Source organism: Zunongwangia sp. L-65 (assembly GCF_056859415.1).
Map to the genome: position 1 here is coordinate 17,492 of NZ_JBSXOK010000078.1, position 20,030 is coordinate 37,521.

At 36.6% G+C, this 20,030-nt stretch carries 20 protein-coding genes; 5 read left to right on the forward strand and 15 right to left on the reverse strand.

Going from position 1 to position 20,030, the window contains the following annotated elements; genetic code table 11:
• The first annotated feature begins 22 nt into the window (after positions 1-22).
• Both AC13DP_RS18605 and AC13DP_RS18610 read left to right on the forward strand, forming a co-directional pair.
• On the forward strand, positions 23-736 hold the full coding sequence (locus AC13DP_RS18605) for a hypothetical protein (protein WP_483068263.1): 714 nt from the start codon (positions 23-25) through the stop codon (positions 734-736).
• Positions 737-740: 4 nt separating this feature from the next.
• Positions 741-1,322 (forward strand): DNA-3-methyladenine glycosylase I, encoded by a 582-nt coding sequence (locus AC13DP_RS18610; protein WP_483068264.1) that lies wholly within the window; start codon positions 741-743, stop codon positions 1,320-1,322.
• 9 nt (positions 1,323-1,331) lie between these two features.
• Here the strand turns inward: AC13DP_RS18610 and AC13DP_RS18615 are convergent, their stop codons facing one another.
• The 4 genes from AC13DP_RS18615 to AC13DP_RS18630 form a co-directional block, all read right to left on the reverse strand.
• Positions 1,332-1,769 carry a hypothetical protein gene (locus AC13DP_RS18615; protein WP_483068265.1) on the reverse strand — a complete coding sequence of 146 codons (438 nt, stop codon included), beginning with the start codon at positions 1,767-1,769 and terminating at the stop codon, positions 1,332-1,334.
• Positions 1,770-1,815: 46 nt separating this feature from the next.
• A complete protein-coding gene (gene aat / locus AC13DP_RS18620) occupies positions 1,816-2,457 on the reverse strand; it encodes a leucyl/phenylalanyl-tRNA--protein transferase (protein ID WP_272957189.1) in 642 nt (213 codons plus the stop codon).
• 91 nt (positions 2,458-2,548) lie between these two features.
• Positions 2,549-2,923, reverse strand: a complete 375-nt coding sequence (locus AC13DP_RS18625) for a DUF3127 domain-containing protein (protein WP_013073809.1) — start codon at positions 2,921-2,923, stop codon at positions 2,549-2,551.
• A gap of 6 nt (positions 2,924-2,929) precedes the next feature.
• The gene (locus AC13DP_RS18630; RefSeq protein WP_228249213.1) at positions 2,930-3,805 is read right to left on the reverse strand and encodes a flavin reductase family protein; all 876 of its coding nucleotides are present in this window, start codon (positions 3,803-3,805) and stop codon (positions 2,930-2,932) included.
• Between the two features lie 117 nt (positions 3,806-3,922).
• Here AC13DP_RS18630 and AC13DP_RS18635 point away from each other — a divergent pair, with 117 nt between their 5' ends.
• The gene (locus AC13DP_RS18635) at positions 3,923-5,086 is read left to right on the forward strand and encodes a sensor histidine kinase (protein ID WP_483068266.1); all 1,164 of its coding nucleotides are present in this window, start codon (positions 3,923-3,925) and stop codon (positions 5,084-5,086) included.
• On the opposite strand, the gene AC13DP_RS18640 is transcribed toward AC13DP_RS18635, so the two are convergent.
• The 3 genes from AC13DP_RS18640 to greA form a co-directional block, all read right to left on the reverse strand.
• A complete protein-coding gene (locus AC13DP_RS18640) occupies positions 5,072-5,476 on the reverse strand; it encodes an acyl-CoA thioesterase (RefSeq protein ID WP_272957187.1) in 405 nt (134 codons plus the stop codon). The genes AC13DP_RS18635 and AC13DP_RS18640 overlap by 15 nt on opposite strands.
• 2 nt (positions 5,477-5,478) lie before the next feature.
• A complete protein-coding gene (locus tag AC13DP_RS18645) occupies positions 5,479-5,868 on the reverse strand; it encodes an HIT family protein (protein WP_013073813.1) in 390 nt (129 codons plus the stop codon).
• Between the two features lie 107 nt (positions 5,869-5,975).
• Entirely contained in the window at positions 5,976-6,452 is a 477-nt protein-coding gene (gene greA / locus AC13DP_RS18650; RefSeq protein WP_013073814.1) for a transcription elongation factor GreA, read from the reverse strand.
• Positions 6,453-6,836: 384 nt separating this feature from the next.
• Here greA and AC13DP_RS18655 point away from each other — a divergent pair, with 384 nt between their 5' ends.
• A complete protein-coding gene (locus tag AC13DP_RS18655) occupies positions 6,837-7,274 on the forward strand; it encodes a Rieske (2Fe-2S) protein (protein WP_339811468.1) in 438 nt (145 codons plus the stop codon).
• Here the strand turns inward: AC13DP_RS18655 and AC13DP_RS18660 are convergent, their stop codons facing one another.
• The 3 genes from AC13DP_RS18660 to AC13DP_RS18670 form a co-directional block, all read right to left on the reverse strand.
• Positions 7,275-8,174 carry a helix-turn-helix domain-containing protein gene (locus tag AC13DP_RS18660; RefSeq protein ID WP_339811466.1) on the reverse strand — a complete coding sequence of 300 codons (900 nt, stop codon included), beginning with the start codon at positions 8,172-8,174 and terminating at the stop codon, positions 7,275-7,277.
• Positions 8,175-8,252: 78 nt separating this feature from the next.
• A complete protein-coding gene (locus AC13DP_RS18665; protein ID WP_483068308.1) occupies positions 8,253-9,017 on the reverse strand; it encodes an SDR family NAD(P)-dependent oxidoreductase in 765 nt (254 codons plus the stop codon).
• A gap of 153 nt (positions 9,018-9,170) precedes the next feature.
• The gene (locus AC13DP_RS18670; RefSeq protein WP_483068267.1) at positions 9,171-11,570 is read right to left on the reverse strand and encodes a TonB-dependent receptor; all 2,400 of its coding nucleotides are present in this window, start codon (positions 11,568-11,570) and stop codon (positions 9,171-9,173) included.
• A gap of 284 nt (positions 11,571-11,854) precedes the next feature.
• Here AC13DP_RS18670 and AC13DP_RS18675 point away from each other — a divergent pair, with 284 nt between their 5' ends.
• Entirely contained in the window at positions 11,855-14,302 is a 2,448-nt protein-coding gene (locus AC13DP_RS18675) for a hybrid sensor histidine kinase/response regulator (protein ID WP_228249208.1), read from the forward strand.
• On the opposite strand, the gene AC13DP_RS18680 is transcribed toward AC13DP_RS18675, so the two are convergent.
• The 5 genes from AC13DP_RS18680 to pnuC all read right to left on the reverse strand — a co-directional run bounded on the left by AC13DP_RS18680 (position 14,292) and on the right by pnuC (position 20,013).
• Positions 14,292-15,641, reverse strand: coding sequence for a sigma-54-dependent transcriptional regulator (locus tag AC13DP_RS18680; RefSeq protein ID WP_041579317.1), 1,350 nt, complete (start codon positions 15,639-15,641; stop codon positions 14,292-14,294). The genes AC13DP_RS18675 and AC13DP_RS18680 overlap by 11 nt on opposite strands.
• Before the next feature lie 342 nt (positions 15,642-15,983).
• The gene (locus AC13DP_RS18685) at positions 15,984-16,307 is read right to left on the reverse strand and encodes a hypothetical protein (protein WP_483068268.1); all 324 of its coding nucleotides are present in this window, start codon (positions 16,305-16,307) and stop codon (positions 15,984-15,986) included.
• Between the two features lie 744 nt (positions 16,308-17,051).
• Positions 17,052-17,456, reverse strand: a complete 405-nt coding sequence (gene arfB / locus AC13DP_RS18690; protein ID WP_013073822.1) for an alternative ribosome rescue aminoacyl-tRNA hydrolase ArfB — start codon at positions 17,454-17,456, stop codon at positions 17,052-17,054.
• Positions 17,449-18,987, reverse strand: a complete 1,539-nt coding sequence (locus AC13DP_RS18695) for a DUF4301 family protein (protein WP_483068269.1) — start codon at positions 18,985-18,987, stop codon at positions 17,449-17,451. Before AC13DP_RS18695 ends, arfB begins: the two co-directional genes overlap by 8 nt.
• Before the next feature lie 396 nt (positions 18,988-19,383).
• Positions 19,384-20,013 (reverse strand): nicotinamide riboside transporter PnuC, encoded by a 630-nt coding sequence (pnuC, locus tag AC13DP_RS18700; protein ID WP_013073824.1) that lies wholly within the window; start codon positions 20,011-20,013, stop codon positions 19,384-19,386.
• Between the last annotated feature and the right edge of the window lie 17 nt (positions 20,014-20,030).

Sequence of the window (20,030 nt, forward strand, 5' to 3'; positions counted from 1 at the left end):
TAACGATCACGGTTTATAACGCATGCAGTTTATAGAAAAACATAAAGCCTTACTCTTAACCACTTTGGTATTTTTAGTATTGTTTTTAGGGCTATACAACTGGCATTTGGGAAGTAGCGCAAGGAAAAGCCAGGAATTTTTGGTCGATCTGGATTCTTTCACCCAGGCTTTACAACAAGAAGAAGAGCAAAAAGAACCTGAAAAAACAGCAGAGCAAACAAATTCTAAACCACAAACACATCGTGCTTTTGATCAAAATAATAAAGCCAGGGAAGCGAATTTCGATAAAAAGTTGAACGATATTTTCCAGAAAAATTCGGCTTCAAAAACCGAAACCTCAGAAAACAGCGAAAGCACTTCTTCTGGAGATTATGCCACAGGAAAATCTGGCACAAAAGCACAAAAGCGATCTGATGGTGATAATTCGAATACTGCCACCTCTACTAAGCGTGGTAGCCTAAAGAACAGTTCTATTTCTTTTAATTTAAAGGGAAGAACGGCCGTAAACATTCCTAATCCTATTTATACCTGTAGTATTTCTGGTAAAATAGTCATCAATATCAAAGTGAACGAAAGTGGCCGTGTTATAGCCACATCTTTTAATGAAGCCAGTTCTTCTACTGATAACAAATGCTTGGTAGAAAATGCGCTGCTTTATGCTTCTGAAGCGGTTTTTAGTGAGCTATCGGGAAGAAACAATCAACCTGGAACTATTACCTATAAATTTAAACCTTAAAATTATGACTCAAAAACATAGATGCGGCTGGTGTTTAGGCGACGAATTATATGAAACCTATCATGATGAAGAATGGGGCGTACCGGTTCATGACGAACAAAAATTATTTGAGTTTCTAATCCTGGAGACTTTTCAGGCAGGCTTAAGCTGGATCACCATTTTACGAAAACGCGAAAACTTCAGAAAGGCATTTGATGATTTTGATTATAAAAAAGTAGCGAAATATTCTGAAGATAAAATTCAGGAATTACTCCAGGATCCGGGGATTATTAGGAATAAATTAAAAGTGAGAAGTGCGGTTACCAATGCGCAGCTTTTTATGAAAATTCAGGATGAATTTGGCAGTTTTGACCAGTATATCTGGAGCTTTGTAGATCATACACCAATACAGAATAAAGTAAAAAATTACAAAGAAGCTCCGGCGACTACAGAAATTAGTGATAAACTAAGTAAAGACCTCAAAAAACGTGGATTCAAATTCGTGGGATCGACCGTAGTTTATGCGCATATGCAAGCTACCGGTATGGTAAATGATCACGAAGTTTCGTGTTTTCGCTATGAGGAAGTAAAGCAACTTTCACAATAGCTCCCAACTTTAACGGTATTCTTTTTTGATTCGGTATTGAATATCTTCAAGCGTCAATACGGGAACCTCGCCAGACCAGGCTTCCAGATCAGCTTCATCGTAGGTTGATAACTCTGAAAATTCTTGCGTACAACTACTATTAGCGCTTAGATAATTACAGGGGTTTTCTCCGTTATAACGCTGATGAGTCATACTAAAATCGTCTTCGCCTTCCTGTCCAATATAAATCTGAGGATATCCTTCTACATCAAAATCGGACTCGTTATAGAAAGTCATTCGATATTCCATCAAAGTAGTTCTGGCTTCAGTATCGATTTCAAAATTAAAATAGTCTACTTCGACCGAAATTTCAGCAGGTTCTAAAACTTCTGATTCGTCATCATCGTTATTAGAAGAACAGGCTCCTAAAACAACTAAACTGAATACAAGGAGTAATAACTTTTTCATTTACATTTTTGATTGATAACTGAAATGTAAAGAAAAAAATTGATTGCTATTGCAAAAATTTCAAAAACTCCTTTCTTGAAATTTCTTCTGCCCCAAGACTTTCTAAATGATCTGTATGCACCTGGCAATCGATAAGTTTTACTCCGTTTTCCTGAAGTTTCCTTACCATACTTATAAAACCGTATTTAGAGGCATTGCTTACTTTTGCAAACATGCTCTCCCCACAAAAAAGCTTTTTATTTTTTAGATAAATCCCATATAAGCCTCCTACAATCTCACCATCCTTCCAAACCTCGACAGATTGAGCGATTCCTTTTTTATTTAAACCGATATAAGCGGCTTTCATTTCTGGCGTGATCCAGGTACCTAGCTGTCCTTTTCGTTTGATTTTAGCACAGTTCTCTATTACCGTTTCAAATGCTTCGTTATAGGTAATTTTAAACGCTTCTTTTTTAAACAGCTGTTTCATGCTCTTTGAAACCTTTAATTTATGTGGAAATAAAACCATTCTGGGATCCGGGCACCACCATAAAATAGGCTGAGATTCATCGTACCAGGGAAAAATCCCTTTTGAATACGCTTCCATTAATCGGCTTTCAGTAAGTGATCCTCCAACAGCGAGTAATCCATCATCTGAAGTGTATCTAATATCTGGAAAGGGTTCAAATGGATTTAAAATTTGCAACATACAGTGTTTTAGGATTAAGAAATGTACAAAAAGAAAAAAGCTTAGCACCCTAAAGAGGTACTAAGCTTTTCAAAAAAATTATATTCTAGGTTTAGAAAGGAAGATCGTCATAATCTTCATCTTTAAAATCCTGAGCAGGCTCAAAATGATCTTCTGGTGGTGGTACGTTTTGCCCCCCTGGTTGTGATGGCTGTAAATTTTCTATTCTCCATCCCTGGATAGAATTAAAATATTTGGTTTCTCCTTGTGGGCTTACCCATTCTCTACCACGAAGGTTAATCCCAACTTTCACCGGTTGCCCCACCTGATATGTATTTAATAAATCTGTTTTATCCTGAACAAACTCGATCATTAAATCCTGCGGATATTGCTCTTCTGTAGTGACTACCAATTCTCTCTTTCTAAAACCGTTACTTCCAAAAGTTTTGGTGTCTCCAATTAATTTAATCTTTCCTTGTACTTCCATCTTCGTTTAATAATTTGCTAGTAATAATTTCCACGCTTCTATCACCTTTCCTTTATCAAGCAATAATTGCGCCTGTTTATGAATTGCTTCTGTTTCTTTTGCGGCAATAATTTCGGTAAATAAATCGTCTTCAGAAACGTATAATTTCGATTCTTCCAAGCTCGGCAATTCTTCAACATTCCCTAATTTACCAAGATCATTACCGGTTAAAATAACACTCTGTCGAATTTCCTGCGGAATAGCATCTACACCAATCCCTAAAGTAGCAATCGGCTTTGGCACTTCAAACATGCCGTCCTTAGCCCTGGTGTACCAGTTACCGCCCATCCTGGCTACCTGATCGATCTTTACCTGATCTATATAGCCCTCTTCATCTAAAATCTCTTCTTTTATATGTGTTTTTATAACTTCACATACTACCAGATTTCCTGCGCCACCTTCCTGTCCCAGCTCGATAATTTCATTTACTTTACATTCAAACTGAACGGGAGATTCTGCCACCCTAAAAGGTTTTACAAGATCTGATGGCTGCATGCTCAATCCGGATTTCTCAAACTCATTTACACCTTCAGCATAATCAGTGCTGCTTAAGGACATTTGCTGCACCATCTTATAATCAACGATATTAATCACACATTCTTTAACCGTTTTAAGGTTTAAGAGCGTATGTTTAAGACTACCATCTTTCCCCCTTCTCACCGGAGAAAACACCAAAATTGGCGGATTAGCACTAAATACATTAAAAAAACTAAAAGGAGCCAAATTTGGCCTTCCTTCCACATCTAAAGTACTGGCAAAAGCAATAGGTCTTGGTCCTACCGCCCCGCTTAAATACCTGTAAAGAGCGCCAGAAGGCGATTCCTTAGAATCTATACTTAACATGCGTTGATTTTTCACAAAGGTAATAATTAGGAGGTGGAATATAAAGATTGACCACACAATAATATTCACATTAAAACGCTTATATTTAACCCCTTTTAAAATAGAGAGGAACTCTTTATGAATTTTAGTGACGAACGAAAGTACAACCGCTGGTTTATCATATTTGCAGGATTAGCCGTAATTGTACTGGTTTTATGGAATACCACCATATTTTTTAACCGCCTTAAAGATGAAGAGCGCACCAAGATGAGTATTTGGGCTGAAGCTCTGCTGGAACTGGATCGCGCCAACAGTAACGAGAATTTGAGTCCGCTGATCCTTAATGTTCTTAATAGCAATACTAGTATTCCCACCTTGCAAACCGACGAGGAAGGAACTATTGTGTCTTCTCACTTTATCGATCCTGAAAAAATAGACACCCCTGAAAAAGCCGAAAATTACCTTAATCGCCTGAAGGCTGAAAACGAGCCTATAATTATGCATCTGGACCGATTTAGGACGCATAAGGTATATTATGGAAATTCCCCTGTATTAAATAGTTTAAAATATTATCCGCTGGGACTGGTTACCATTGGATTTTTGATTATAGGGGTCATTTACTTTTTTTACACCACCACCAAAAACAGCGAGCAAAATAAATTATGGGCAGGAATGGCAAAAGAAACGGCCCATCAGATAGGAACGCCGTTAAGTTCTTTAATTGGGTGGACTGAAATTTTAAAGCAGGAAAAAGTTAATGACGCTTATATTGTTGAGATGGAAAAAGACATACAGCGTTTACAAACCATTACCGAACGTTTTTCTAAAATTGGATCTGCACCGCTTCTGGAAGAAACCGATCTTGTTGAAGCGACCAGGCAAAGTTACCAGTATTTACAATCCAGAAGCTCTAAACTTATCGATTTTAATTTACAGGTTCCCAGAGAAAAAATTATTGTAAATCTAAATACGCAGTTATTCAGCTGGACTATCGAAAACCTGGTAAAAAACGCTATTGATGCGATGCGCGGTAAAGGAAAAATCACCATCGAAATCAGGCAAAATGATAAGCAGGTTTTTGTGTATGTTCACGATACGGGAAAAGGAATCGATAAAAACCGATTCAAAATTATTTTTGAACCCGGACAAACTACCAAAAAACGTGGCTGGGGACTTGGCTTATCCTTAGCGAAACGCATTGTAGAAGAATATCATGATGGCCGTATTAGAGTGGCTAAAAGTGAAATTGGCGAAGGCACTACTTTTGAAATCATGCTTAAAAAAAGCTCAGTACCTGCTTAATATTTCCCGAAGATCTTCTGGAATTGGCAGGGTTTTATTTTCACTAAAATCGTAAAAAACAGAGACATCATTTCCTAAAGCACAAAGCTGGTTTTGGTCATCAAAAATATGATGCTCAATTTTAAAACTTTTATTGCCTACTTCAGCAATCCGGGTCTTAACAATGGCACTCCCCGGGTAATATAAGGCTTTTTTAAAATCGCAATGCGTAGCAACCAGCATAGCTCCTTTGTTTTTTTCAGCATACATTTTATGCAACCCGGTGGCTTCCCATAGGTTCACCCTGCCAGATTGCATAAAACGCATAAAACTTAGGTTATTCACATGGCGATACATATCCAGGTCGCTCCAGTCTATCCTTAGTTTTAATTCAAGCTTAAAGGTTCCCAAACTTACAAGTTTACGTGGATAGATTCTGCCAGTTCCTTAAATTCATCATCAGTCATTTCGTAATGATTGGCAAAATTCATATCACTCATATCATTAAGCGGTATTAAATGTACGTGTGTATGTGGGACCTCAAGCCCTACTACAGCAACGCCTACCCGTTTACATGAAACTGTTTTCTCTAGCGCAAGGGCCACTTTTCTGGAAAAACGCATTAGCTCCATATACATCTGTTCTTCCATATCAAAAATATAATCTACTTCTTTCTTCGGAATACAGAGCGTATGCCCTTTACAATTTGGACGAATATCTAAAAATGCCAGAAACTGGCTATCCTCTGCTACTTTATAGGCAGGAATCTCTCCCTGAACTATCTTCGTAAATAAACTGGCCATAATCGATTGTTTTGATTAGTGCTATAAAATTAAAAATCCTTTTCTCAAATGACCGTTAAAGGATTAAGAAAAGGACTTTTATAAATCATAAAAGCGATTAAGGATAATTACTCCCTCCAAATCTCTAAAACTTCAAATTTCATAGTACCGCTTGGGACTGCAATATCAGCAACCTCACCTACCTTTTTACCCAACAGACCTTTACCAATAGGAGAGTCTACAGATATTTTTCCCGTTTTTAAGTCGGCTTCACTCTGAGCCACCAATTTATATTTAACCTCAGCACCATTATTCTGATTTTTAATTTTCACATGAGAATGAATCAAAACTTTAGAAGTATCTAATTGCGACTCATCAATAACCCGTGCGTTCGCAACCACTTCTTCTAATTTTGCTATTTTCATCTCTAAAAGTCCCTGCGCCTCTTTTGCAGCATCATATTCTGCATTTTCACTTAAGTCTCCTTTATCTCTGGCTTCTGCGATAGCTTCAGAAGCTCTTGGGCGCTCTACATCTTTAAGGTGATTTAATTCATCCCTTAATTTTTTTAGTCCTTCTGCAGTGTAATAAGATACTTTACTCATAACTTCGTCGTTTTTATAATTGGTAAAGGCCTTTATTAAGAGGCCTTCTTCCAAAAAAATAATATGTTTTTAATGATTGTTTTTAATCTAATGAGCTATTAAAAGGCGATCGAATCAAGAACCTCGAGGCGAGCCCAAGCGGTATCAACCGGTAAACCCTTTTTATTATTTAGAGGCTAGCCATGGAGTATTTTCCTGTTGGCAATACCAATAAATTTTCAACTAAAGGAGATGTATAAAGTCCCGCGGTCTGACTGCGAACTTATTATTTGAAAGTTGCATGATCATTAGATTATTGTTTATTAATAAAAAAAATCCCACCTATAATGGGATTGATTCTAACAAATATAAGAAATTTACGTTTGTGATAAAAAAAGAAATTAAATGAAGCATTTTTTATTTTTTTGCCTGATAAGCATTTTAATTTCAGGCTGTTCCTCAAGTGATGATGGGCGCAATAATAATCCTAACCTGGTAGACGTAAATTTTAGGTTACAGTTAAATTTAGATTTTCCACAATATAATCAACTTAATTTCCCAGGTAATCAAATTGCAATTTATGATGACCTTGCTGGAATTGGCGGAGTAGTTGTTTATAATGTAAATGATGATCTGTACCTGGCTTACGAACTTAGCGACCCTAATCATGTACCGGATCAAACATGCCCGGGAATGACGATGAACGGAATAGAAGCCACCTGTAGTTGCGAAGGCAATGTTTATAATATTATTACCGGAGAACAGGTAGAGGGCGAGGGCGACTACGCCATGAAAGCCTATCGGGTTGAAAAAAATGGTAGGTTTCTTACCATTTCTAATTAACTATTTTCTAAAATTCCCAGGGGTAGCATCTGATGCTTTTTTAAAGAACTTGATAAAGTAAGAAGGATCCTCGAAGCCCAGGCACCAGGAAATTTCAGCAATATTCCAATTGGTATGTTTTAAAAGTGCTCTTGCTTCCAAAGAAATGCGTTCATTAAGAAGCAGGGAAGTGGTTTTTCCCGTAGTTTCCTTTAATACCCGGTTTAGATGATTTGCATGGATATTTAAGTGATACGCAAATTCACCTGCACTCTTTAATTTTATTTGTTGAAGTGGATTTTCAATAGGAAACTGCCGTTCTAGTAGTTCCATGAATAATGATGTAATTCTTTCTGAAGCTTTAGATTCGGTTTTATTACTCTCAAGTTTTGCCGGCTGTAATTTTAAGGCTTCATGAATTAGTTCAAAAACCAGGTTCCGTAACAAATCATACTTATAATCGTAATCTGCACGAATTTCTAAAAACATTCTATCATATATAGCCAATATTCTATGAAAATCGACATCTTTTAAAGACAATATTGGCGTACCGCTGCTCTGAAATACCGGATAGTCTTTAAAGTTCCCAAAGCCATTCATAAAATCTTCGGTAAAGACACAAAAAGCGCCTGTTTTTTCCTCAGAAAGTGGTTCCCAGTTATAGGGCACCTGTGGATTAGCCACCAAAAGCATATTTTCTTCTACCTTAAGCGTTTTATCAGCATAATGCACTACATTTTCACCAGAGATCAGGCTAATTTTATAATAATCTTTTCGGCTATAAGGCATTGCTTTAGTGGTTCCAAAATAATCACTTAACCGAAAAACATTAAATTGCCCTGTTTTTTGTAGAATATCGCTAGGAAGTTCCCCTAGTTTTTTCCGGTAAAAATCCTCTAAGCTCATTGTTTTTTCCATCATCCTAAAGATAAAAATTTAGAGAAAGTATTCCGTAGCAAAAGCACTACGGAATACTTTTCCTATATTCCTTATTACCAACTAAATATTCTGGCCGCCAGAAACTTCGATACGTTGGGCGTTTACCCATTTGGCATCTTCTGTACATAAAAAGGCAACAACGCCACCAATATCATCGGCCTGTCCTACGCGATCTAAAGCGATAGATTGTTTTACATGTTGGTTTACCTGTTTGTTATCACGCACCAAACCGCCACCAAAATCGGTTTCAATCGCTCCCGGTGCCACAGTATTTACTCTAATCCCCCGTTTACCAAATTCTTTGGCTTCGTATCTGGTTAAAGAGTCTATCCCTGCTTTCAAGGCCCCATAAACACTATAACCGGGCATGGTAAATCTGGCCAGACCAGAGCTGATATTTACAATGCCGCCACCATCATTTAAAATATCCAGCAATCTTTGCGTTAAAAAGAACACGCCTTTAAAGTGAATATTGGTTAAAAGATCAAAAGTTTCTTCGGAGGTTTCAGCGATTGGCTGATTAATTCCTATCCCGGCATTATTAACCAGAAAATCGATGTTTTCAGCTTTAAATTCAGATTGTAAAACCTGTTGAAGATTTCGTTTAAATTCGTCAAAACCTGAAACATTTGCAGTATCTAACTGAAGTGCCACAGCATGACAGCCAATTTTCTTAATTTCAGCAACAACTCTTTCAGCTTCTTCTTTTTTACTGTGATATGTGATCACGACATCCAGTCCTTTAGCTGCCGTTTTTAAAGCCATATCTTTACCCAGACCACGACTTCCTCCTGTAATCAATGCAATTTTTTTCCCTGTACTCATCATTTTTAATTTTAAATTCAAAGGCAAAATTAAATAAGTACTTCCCTGAATTTTAGAAGCGATCAAACCAAAAATGGTAAAATTCAAACAATAAAAAATACCTGGAATTTTAGAAAATCCCAGGCATTAGTAACTAAAATAAATCTAACAAATTTAAAATCTTAGGGTAACTCCGGCTAAAAAATTTGTGGTGGCCTGTGGATAATATCCTGCACCGCCTAACGTCTCTACTCCGTTTGGCATCTCTGGATTTTCTATATCATAAGTGTAGAAGTATCCATTAGATACATACTTTTCGCCAAAAATATTATTAACCAATCCCGTAAACACCACTTCTTTAAATAACGGAGCAGTGTCCCACACGTATTGTACATTAAAATCACTTACAAAATAAGAATCCAGCTTAGATGTTTCTAACTCTAAATTACTCATATACTGCTCCCCTACATATTTGCTTAATAAATTTAACTGAAGATTTTTAATTGGGGAAAACCTAATCATATTCCCGGCTACGACATTAGGGGAAAATGAAATTTCGGTATCTCCAAAATTTTGCTGAATGCCATCAAAAACTGCTACGAAGTTCTTATTTCTATTTCGGCTTATTGCAATATTAGGCCTTAAACTTAACCAGTCATTTATCCAGATCGTAGCGTCTACTTCTAATCCCAGCCGGTAACTTTCTCCGCTGTTTTTTCTAATCGCAGCACCTTCTTCATCAATTTCCCCGGTTAACACTAATTGATCTTTATAGTTCATAAAATAAAGATTCGTGTTTACCTGGGTTTTTCCCGAATTAAAACGCCACCCTAACTCGTAATCGACCAATTGTTCTTCGGTTGGAGCGACCTCTTCATTTTGAAAAGCATCTTCGTAATCAGATCGTGAGGGCTCACGATGCGCAACTGCCACAGATCCATATAGCTGACTTTTTTCATTAAACTGATAAGTAAAACCTCCTTTAGGATTAAAGAAATCGAAATTCGCATCGATAGGAAAATTGGCAACTTGCTGAGTGGGTCCATCCCCTTCGTAATTGATGGTTCTTAGCTGCAAATCACCATACACCGCAAACTTAGCGGTAATCGAAACCGTAGCTTTCCCATAGATATTAAAATCTGTTTTTACTGCATTGTTTTTATAAAACGGCTCGTAAGGATCATTGTTACGTGCAAATCTGGTATAAATTACCTCCCCAAAATGATCGCCGTCGTAGCGATTCCAACCACCTCCAACAATGGCATCTACCGTACTATTCTTATAATTTAAACTAAAAGTAGTGCCATAAAAATGATTATCCAGCCAGCTGGTATTCACCAAATCAGATGAAGTAATTTGCGCACCATCTGCGATGAAATTTGGTAATCCAAAATCAATGAGACTAGCATCTTCTTCATACTCCTCGTAATATCCTCTCCCGTAAGTATAATGCAGTGCAAGATTAGATGACCAGTTTTTATTGAAAGTTTGGTTCCATAGCAACTGGTAATGATCCTGCTGGTAATTATCGGTTTGGTTATCGTAATACTTTACGTTGCCATCTTCATCGGTATATTCACCTGCAGGATTATAGGTTCTGTCATTTTCTAAAGTTGCAGCATCAATCCCATACCAGGCCTGATACGTTCTTTCTTTCCCGCCAAACATCAATGCTTTTACCAAAGTACCCCCATCAATATAGCTTCCTTGCAAAAAGTAAGATTTAAGTTCTGATTCCGCCCTATCGATATAACCATCACTTTTAATCAATGAAGCTCGACCAGAAAACTCCCAATGATTATTAAATAAACCTGTGCTAAATTTAGCCGTATGCTTATGTGTATTATAAGAACCGTAGCTATTAGCTATTTCGGCCGAGGCTTCTTCATTATATCGATTGGTTAAAATATTGATACTAGCCCCAAAAGCGCCGGCACCATTAGTAGAGGTTCCCACACCACGTTGTAACTGAATGTTCTCTGTAGATGATGCAAAATCGCCCAAGTTCACCCAGAAAGTTCCCTGACTTTCAGCATCATTATAAGGCACACCATTAATGGTAACATTTGTTCGTGTAGCATCACTACCTCGTACCCTGATCCCGGTATAACCAATTCCGTTTCCGGCATCTGTGGTCGTTACTACAGAGGGTAAATAATTCATTAATACAGGAATATCCTGCCCAAGATTTCGCTCGCCGATCTCTTCATTGGTTAAATTACTGTAGGTAATGGGCGAATCGGCGTCTACCCTAACAGACTGCAAGAACACTTCACTTAAAGCTTCCTCTAAACCACTAAGATCTACATCTAATACCTGATCTGACTTAAGATCGATCTCAAAAGATTTTCGATTTCCGTACACAAACTGAACTGTGTGTTTCCCTTCCTCTAAAGTAAGCTTGTATTCCCCGGAAGCATCTGTAAGTGTTCCTGATTTTTTGGTGGTGGTGTAGACCGAAACTCCGCTTAAAGGTTTTCCTTCCCGTGTCACTGTCCCTGAAATTTGATACTGCTGCGCCACCACTGCATAGCCAGAGAACAGCAATAAAAAACTGAATAATATATTTTTCATTCGTAAAAAATTCACGAATAAAAGGGGCCATTATTCCATTAAAAATTTGGTTAAAAAATAAATCCTGAATTTCTTCGATTCTAATTCCGAAGCCTATCCAGGAGTGCTGTAGTGCGCTTTGCACTTATCCCTTGGCAGCATTACCCGCCCAGGTTCATTGGGTATAATCTCAGCCCGAAGGGCACCCCTTATGAGATTTGCTGCAAATGTAGAACGCTTTTTTTGATTATGAACAATTATTGCAATTGATTTAAATGGTTTATTTTTGAGAAGCGCTAAAAACTATGCAAAACACTAAAAGATCGATTACCCTAAAAGTTGTTGCCGGCTACCTGCTTATTGCGGTCCTGGTGGTGGTGGCCGTTTGGTTTATTTATAACCGGGTAGTCATCTTTAGCCACATGGCGCAAAGCAATAGCAGTAACAATGAACAGCTTTTTTTAGTTAGTGAGCTTACCAGCGACCTATATGAGACTGAAAATGTGAGTCGAAGATTAATCCAAACCGGCACTAAAGAAGATATCGTTTTATACCAGGCACAACTGGATTCTATTAAAATGAATTTAGTTGAATTAGACGAGCAATATGCCGAAAATCAACTACATACTGAACTTGACAGCATTTATAAGCTTTTAGACCTAAAAACCGAAAACCTGGAAGCTTTAATCAATCTACGGGAAAAAGAACGCAACACCAATTACTACAAACAGGTAATGGAAGAGCTTAACCGGGTTAATGAAAGTTTTGAATCTAACCAGGGCTACGACGACAGATTTAATGATTTAGAACCTTACCAAAAAAGAGTCCTTGTAAAATGGCTGGAATATGCACGTGCAGATAATGCCCAATCATTGACCAACCAAACTGCAGATTCCTTAGTGAATTCTGTAAAAAAGGTATTAAACGATTTTCAAAAAGCTAATATTAAGTTTAGGCAAACCATCATCGAAAAGGAAAATGATTTGCTGGATAATGATATGGTACTTAACCAGCAACTTCGAAAAATCCTGGCCAATATTGAGAAAGACGAGCGGGAGGCTTCTTTAGAACGAACTGAAAAAGCACAGCAAACTTTAGAAGACACCGTTTCTATCATTATGGTTTCCGGAATTGTTTGTGTAATTGTAATCTTGCTGTTTTTAATGCTTATTATTCGTGATGTAAGGCGTAGCCAGCAATATCGTATTGAACTGGAAGAAGCTAAAAATTTTGCAGAAACCCTTCTAAAACGCCGGGAACAGCTTATGGCTGCTATAACACACGATCTAAGGTCTCCTTTAAATACCGTGATTGGCTATTCTGAATTGATGAACAAAACACAGCTGGGTAATAAACAACGTCACTACCTAAGCCAGATCAATAAATCTTCAGATTTTATTCTCCATTTGGTAAACGATCTGTTGGATTTATCGAAACTTGAAGCCGGTAAAATGCTGGTAGAAAATTTACCATTCAACCCTAAAAAACTTATCAGCGATACCGTTCAGAATAACATCCCCGCAAATTTAAATAAAGACCTTGAGGTTATCATTGATATTTCTGAAGAGGCTGATGGGCAATATTCAAGCGACCCTTTCAGAATAAAACAAATTATTGCCAACCTGGTCACCAACGCCTGTAAGTTTACCGAAAAAGGCAACATAATAGTCTCGGCTGAAATTGAGACCAAAACAAAAGATATACAATACCTTATTATTAAAGTAAAAGATACCGGAATTGGAATTTCTAAAGAAAAGCAGGAAGTTATTTTCGAAGAATTTAGTCAGGAAAACAGCGGTATCGAAAAGAAATATGGTGGTACCGGCCTGGGTCTCACCATCACAAAAAGCCTTACTTCTTTGTTAAAAGGTGAAATTAGTTTACAAAGTGAACAGGGTAAGGGAAGTGAATTTACCATTACCATCCCGGTCCAGAAATCTAAAAACCAAAAGAAACCAGTCCCAGAAAATCCACATCCTCCTACAGAAAAAACAGATAGTTTAGATTTGGGAAACAAAAAGGTTTTGGTGGTCGATGATGAACCGGCGCAATTGGCGTTAACTTTAGAATTCCTGAAAAATCATCTTTTAAAATTCGACACTGCTGAAAATGGTAAAAAAGCACTTGAGCTTCTCGGTAAAAATCAATATGATTTGATTCTTACCGATATCCAGATGCCAATTATGGATGGTTTTCAGTTAATGAATGCCATTAAAAAAGACAAAAACCTAAATAAAACTCCGGTTATTGCTTTATCCGGCCGTACAGACATGAAAGACGAAGTATACACACTTACGGGTTTTACCGCTAAGCTTACCAAACCTTTTAAACCAAAGGATCTTCTACTTAGCATTAGTGAAGTTTTTAATGTTGAAACTGAAATTGAAGAAAAACCACTTATTCCAAAAAACGATTTTACACCTAAACATAACGAATTTTATAATTTGGAAGATATTTATATGTTTTCTGGCCAGGACAAAGAAGCTATGCATATTATCATTAAGGCGTTTTTAGAAAGTTCTCAAGAAAATATAGCGAAGATAATATTCCACAAAAAAGACAAGAATTATGATGCTATAGGTAAAATAGCGCATAAAATGCTCCCTATGTTTAAACAAATGAGAATTACCCCTGTAATTCCTGTGTTAGAACGATTGGAAAAGAAAGTAGAGGTATCTGATACCGAAATTGATGAGTTAATACAACAATTACAAACCGTATTGCGAGAACTAGAAAACGAGGTTACAGTTTGATATTATATTGCTTAAGCTTATTGTAAAGCGTTTTTCGGTCTATAGACAACATTCTGGCCGCCTTACTTTTATTACCTCCTGTTTTTTCTAAAGCTTCCAGGATTAGCTTCTCCTCGTTCTTATTTTTAAAAAGTCCGTAATCCTCTTCCCTTTTTTCGGCAGTCGCAATCTCGTGTGGTAAAACTTTCATTGGGATTAGTTTATCCTGCGTAAGTAATACGGCACGTTTTACCATATTTTTGAGCTCACGTAAATTTCCGGGCCAGGTATAATTTTTAAAAGCTTCAACCGCTTCATCGGTAAAACCAACAACTTCTTTCTCTAACTCGGCATTGGCTTCTTCTAAAAAATGATCTGCAAAAAGCATAAGGTCCTCTTTACGATCTTTTAAAGAGGGAACTTTTATGGAAAACTCATTTAGACGATGGTATAAATCTTCTCTAAACTCTCCGTCCTTTACGGCCTGGGACAGATCTTCGTTGGTTGCGGTAACCACCCGAATATCAACTTCTATTTCTTTATTACTTCCCACCGGTTTAATTCGGCGTTCCTGCAGAGCCCTCAATAATTGCACCTGAAGCTCATAGCTAAGATTTCCTATTTCATCAAGAAATAATGTTCCGCCATTTGCTGCTTTAAAATGGCCTGTTTTATCGTTTATTGCCCCAGTAAATGAACCTTTAATATGACCAAAAAACTCACTGGAAGCAATCTCTTTAGGGATCGCTCCACAATCCACTGCGATAAAAGGAGCATCTTTACGCTTGCTTTGATAATGAATGCTTTTAGCAACATTCTCTTTTCCGGTACCGCTCTCGCCGGTAATTAAAACCGACATATTGGTAGGTGCCACAAGCTCTATATAATCATTGAGTTTACGTGACGCATCACTAACTCCCTTAATATATTGGACACTGTCATCTACTTTTTTGCTTTTTTCGCTTGCTATTTTTCTTTTAGGTATTCCTTGCTCAACAATCTCGGTATTTAAAGCATTCTCAATAGTTTGTAAAATAGATTCGGGCCTAAATGGCTTACTTACATAATCAAAGGCACCGTCTTTCATTGCCTGCACAGCCATACTAATTTCCGCATAACTGGTCATTACAATTACCTGAGTAGAGGGATTATTGGATTTCACCTCTTTTAATATCTCTAAACCATCGTAATCTGGAAGCCGCACATCGGTAAGTACAAGATTAAATTCTGAATTAGCTATTAGTTTTAATGCATCCCCACCTGAAAAACAAAGCGCTGCTTCGTAACCTCTTTTAGATAGAAATGTTTTGAGCATGGTACCGAAAGGAACGTCGTCTTCTACTATGAGAATCTTTGGCATAATCTAATTTTAATAGAGGTCACAAATTTAGAAAAGATATAACCAAATTCTTACAAATAAAATATAAAAAAAAGAGGTCTTGAATAGACCTCTTTTACATCTAAATTAGAATATAACCTAAAAGTTTACTCCCATTTTAAACGGTGGAACCGATTAGAAAAAATCGCCAAATTTAAGTAGTACTCTTCCAAACATTCCTATATGTGTTAGTTAGTAGTAGTAAGATTGCCCTGAAAAATACTCACTAACCGGTTCTTTTTCCGTCGCCGCAAAGTTGGAATCTTTGTTTCTCGGCATCACTTTAACCTCGTAAAAAAATCCTTTTTTAACTGACTTTAAAAATTAGTTACCATCAATAACTTCGTCCTCCTTAAGCCACTCTCCATCAACGGTAGCATAGACGGTTTTTACTTCACCATCACTGGCAATATTAAGTTTGTAGATCTTTTTATCATTCTCTAATTTCACCCAGGCTTCAGAAGCTACAGCGTTAAACTCTGTCATTGTAGCATCCTTAACTGGTTGTGGTAGAGCTAATACATCTATCATTTCGAAGCCAACAACTTCAGGAGCTACCTCAGCCTCTATCTCTTCTGTTGTTTCTTCCACAGGCTCTTGCTGTGCCCGCATGGTTTGGCTTGCAAAAAATAATCCTGCAACTGCCATTACTGATAAAATTGATTTTTTCATGAGTATAAGTTTTAGTAATAATTCTGTTTGTTATTTTTTCGTTTTGTTGGTTGTTTATAGTAAAGGAAAAATTATACCCAATTCAAGAGACCACACAAAACAGACTAATTATCAGTTATTTATATTAAAAAAAGATTTTTAAGCCTATGTCATTTTGTAGAAATTATGAGGCTTTAAGAATTAATTATGTAGAAATGATACGCAATCCATACCTACAGGAGAGTACTATCGGATCCTTCTTAAAAGTTTGTCAGAAAATGTTTCAAAAAAGGTATACGAAAATATAATATTAGCTTATGAAATCACCTAAGTGTGATCCACGGGAGTTTCATTTATTCGAAAATTATGTTATTGAAGTATGCAGATCCATAAAGTATGGGATCGGAGGAGTAGTTAATCACGATGATCGAGTAAAATCACGGATGACTCAAAATGAAACAATGGGAATCCGCTCTAAAAAAAGAGGCCACCACAGCCTCTTTTAATCCGAAAATCTAAATTATACAACAGCTATTTACTGCTGCGTTAGTTATTCAAAATCCTTCAATAACCCTAACTAATTAACTATTAGTCAAAACCATGCCATAACCAAAAACTAACAGAACATCCTCTAATCTCCTAAAATCAAATAACTTAAAAACTTTTATTTTTATATTTGATTTCACAAAATCGTAGAATTCTACACTTTTAATTCTACAGGTGCGTAATTTTTCTACAGTTTTATTTTAATGGATTTTTTCTACTCTGCTTTTTCTCTGCCTGAATCTTCTTTGCTCTCAGTCTTTTTAACTTCGCCATTTTACCCGGCTTTGTTTTTTTTCGGACTTTTGGAGCTTTTGTGCCAGTTTTAATCATTTCCAGAAACTGGTTGATTACGGCACTTTTATTTTTATGTTGACTTCTGGAATTACCATTTTGAAGAATAAGGATATTGTCCTTAGTAATCCTTGTAGAAAAAGTATTTTGTAATCGCTCTTTCTGAATTTCAGTAAGTACGGAAGATGAGGCTATATTAAAATACAACTCGACTTTAGAGGCGGTTTTATTAACATGCTGCCCACCGGGGCCACTGCTCTTTACCGCTCTAAAATCGAGTTCTTTTATTAACTCTTCCTGATTAATCATTAACCGGTTGATGGCTTTCCTTTAAAAGATCTGCTACGGTTTTTACAGGATTAAAAGTGGTTACCGGTACTTCAACAAAGACCGTATTCCATTTAGCCATTGCCCCATTCCATAAACCTGGACGTTCTAAGGCCTTTAAAGGTTTTCCATCTTTTGTTTTATTCGCTATAAAACTCGTATTCGGATCGACATACTTCTCCAGATCGTAAGTATTCCCTTCGGGTTTTCTAACGCTACAAACAATATCTACAGGATTAAAGTGTGTTGATTCTTTAACGAGTTTCACCTGCTGGGGATTATCATCATCTATTTGTGCACCTTCAATAATTTGTAAAGAAATTTCACCATCTTCATCTTTTACTAGAAAAGGTCCTCCTCCAGGTTCTCCCTCATTTTTAACCATGCCACAGACACGTAACGGGCGATCAAGTTTTTCAATATATTCTACTGCCGATTCATTTCCTGAAAGAGATTTTACAAAAAGCTTCTGAGTGAGAAAATCAGAAGCATCCTTTAACACCTCCTCTGAAGGATCATTCTGTAACGCTTTGATTAAATTGAAGGTTTCATCTTTTAACTCGAGTAATTTTCCGGCAAGCATTTTTTTATAATCTGCAACGTCACCAAGGCTTTCCCATATCACAACATTATCTATATTTTTAATAAAAATGATATCTGCATCTTGATGGTTTAAGTTGTCAATCAGAGCTCCATGCCCTCCTGGACGGAAAAACATACTTCCCTCTTCTGTTCTAAATGGAGCGTTCTCTCCATCTACCGCAATAGTATCTGTCTTTGGATCCTGATAGGAATAAGAAACTTCGAATTTGGAACCTGTTTTTTCTTCAACTCTATTCTTAACTTTCTCAAATTCAGCCTCAAATTTATCTTTATCATCCTGACCTACGGTAAAATGGGATTTTACCACTCCTTTACTTTCCGCATATTTTGCTGCTTCATAAAGATGTTCCTCAAAAGCGGTAACCACTACATTATCATATTTATGAAAAGGAACCAAACCTTTAGGCAGGTCGCTTAATCCAAGCCCCTTGGCATATAACACATTTTCAGCAACTAGCTTATTCTTTTCATCATCGCTAAGATTGTCGAAATCACTATTATCCTTCTTCGCAGCCTTTATCGCTTCAGTATAAAAAGGTAATTTTTCTATATGATTAAAGAATGTTCGAAGACTAGAATCACCATTTTCATCCAGATACTCACGCAATTCTTGTTTATCTGGATTAAATTCATCTACGAAATTATGAAGTGCTTTAAACATTCTTGTCGCAGCTCCAGAAGCAGGAACAAATTTTAAAATATCCAGCTCTTCCTTTTTATGCTCATAGGCTCTTATATACTCCGTACGCTCTTCATCTGAAATAGCCGAAATACCATTACCTACGGTTGCTGCCTCCTGAATATCTACTTTAATATTTCCACGCTTAAAAATTTCAATCTGTCGCTTTACCTCTTCAGTGGTTAAGCCCTTATCCTGAATTTGCAGAATGTCTGATTCGTTTAATTTCACGGTTCTGTTAGTTTTATTGTTAGTTGATTAATTGCTATATTCTATTTTGTAGCCATTTTTAGGCCATCTTCTAATTCACATAAGGTTTGATTGATTTTAAAGGAACATTAAATTTGAAGATTCTCGCTCCCATTTCACCCATGTTACCATTTTTAATTATAAAGGCATAAGGAATGTGAATATACATTAAAAAATGCAGATTAACGGGATCTATTAACGCATATTTAATAATTTTAAAATGAAATAAAGCTTTTCAAATGGCTATTTGACAGCAACTTAGAATAATTTGATTCTTATAAGTAATTAGATAAAAACCTACTCGTATTAACAATTGTTTGTATTTTAAAAAATCAAGGTCCACATTTTATGATGTTAACTTAATAGTTCCAGGTTCTATTATAAGTTCACATGACTCCCCAAGTTTCTTTTCCAAACCAAATATCCCTGAATGGCCAAAATGGTAAATATAATATATTGTAGTGAAAGCATTCCCAACCCTCTATACGCATAGAGCGGGACTGTAATAATATCTGCAAAAATCCAAAGTGTCCAGTTCTCTAATTTTTTAATCGCCATATACCACATCGCCGTAAAAAACACTCCAGAAGTAAAAATATCGATATAATTAACCATTTTTATTTCATAATCGAAGGCTCTATACACTAAATAAGTGACGATCATGGTAAGTAAAAACAGAGCAAATCCCACTAGTTTTTCTTTTGTATTAGTTCGGGTAATTGGCACAACCGGTTCACCATCTTTTTTACGCGCCCAGTTAATCCAGCCATATACGCTCATTACCGAATAATAAAAATTCATCATCATATCCCCGTAATATTCGGCTTTATACAATAAATAAACGGTAATTACAGTTGCAATAAGCCCGGTTGGGTATACCAGGAGATTTTCTTTTTTAGAATAATAAACACTTAAAATCCCAAAAATAAATACAACGGCCTCAAGAATTATATTAAAAGTTGAAGCATCTCTATAAGAATCAAGAAAAAAATCAGAGAGTTGTTCCATAGTTTCAAAAATCTGAT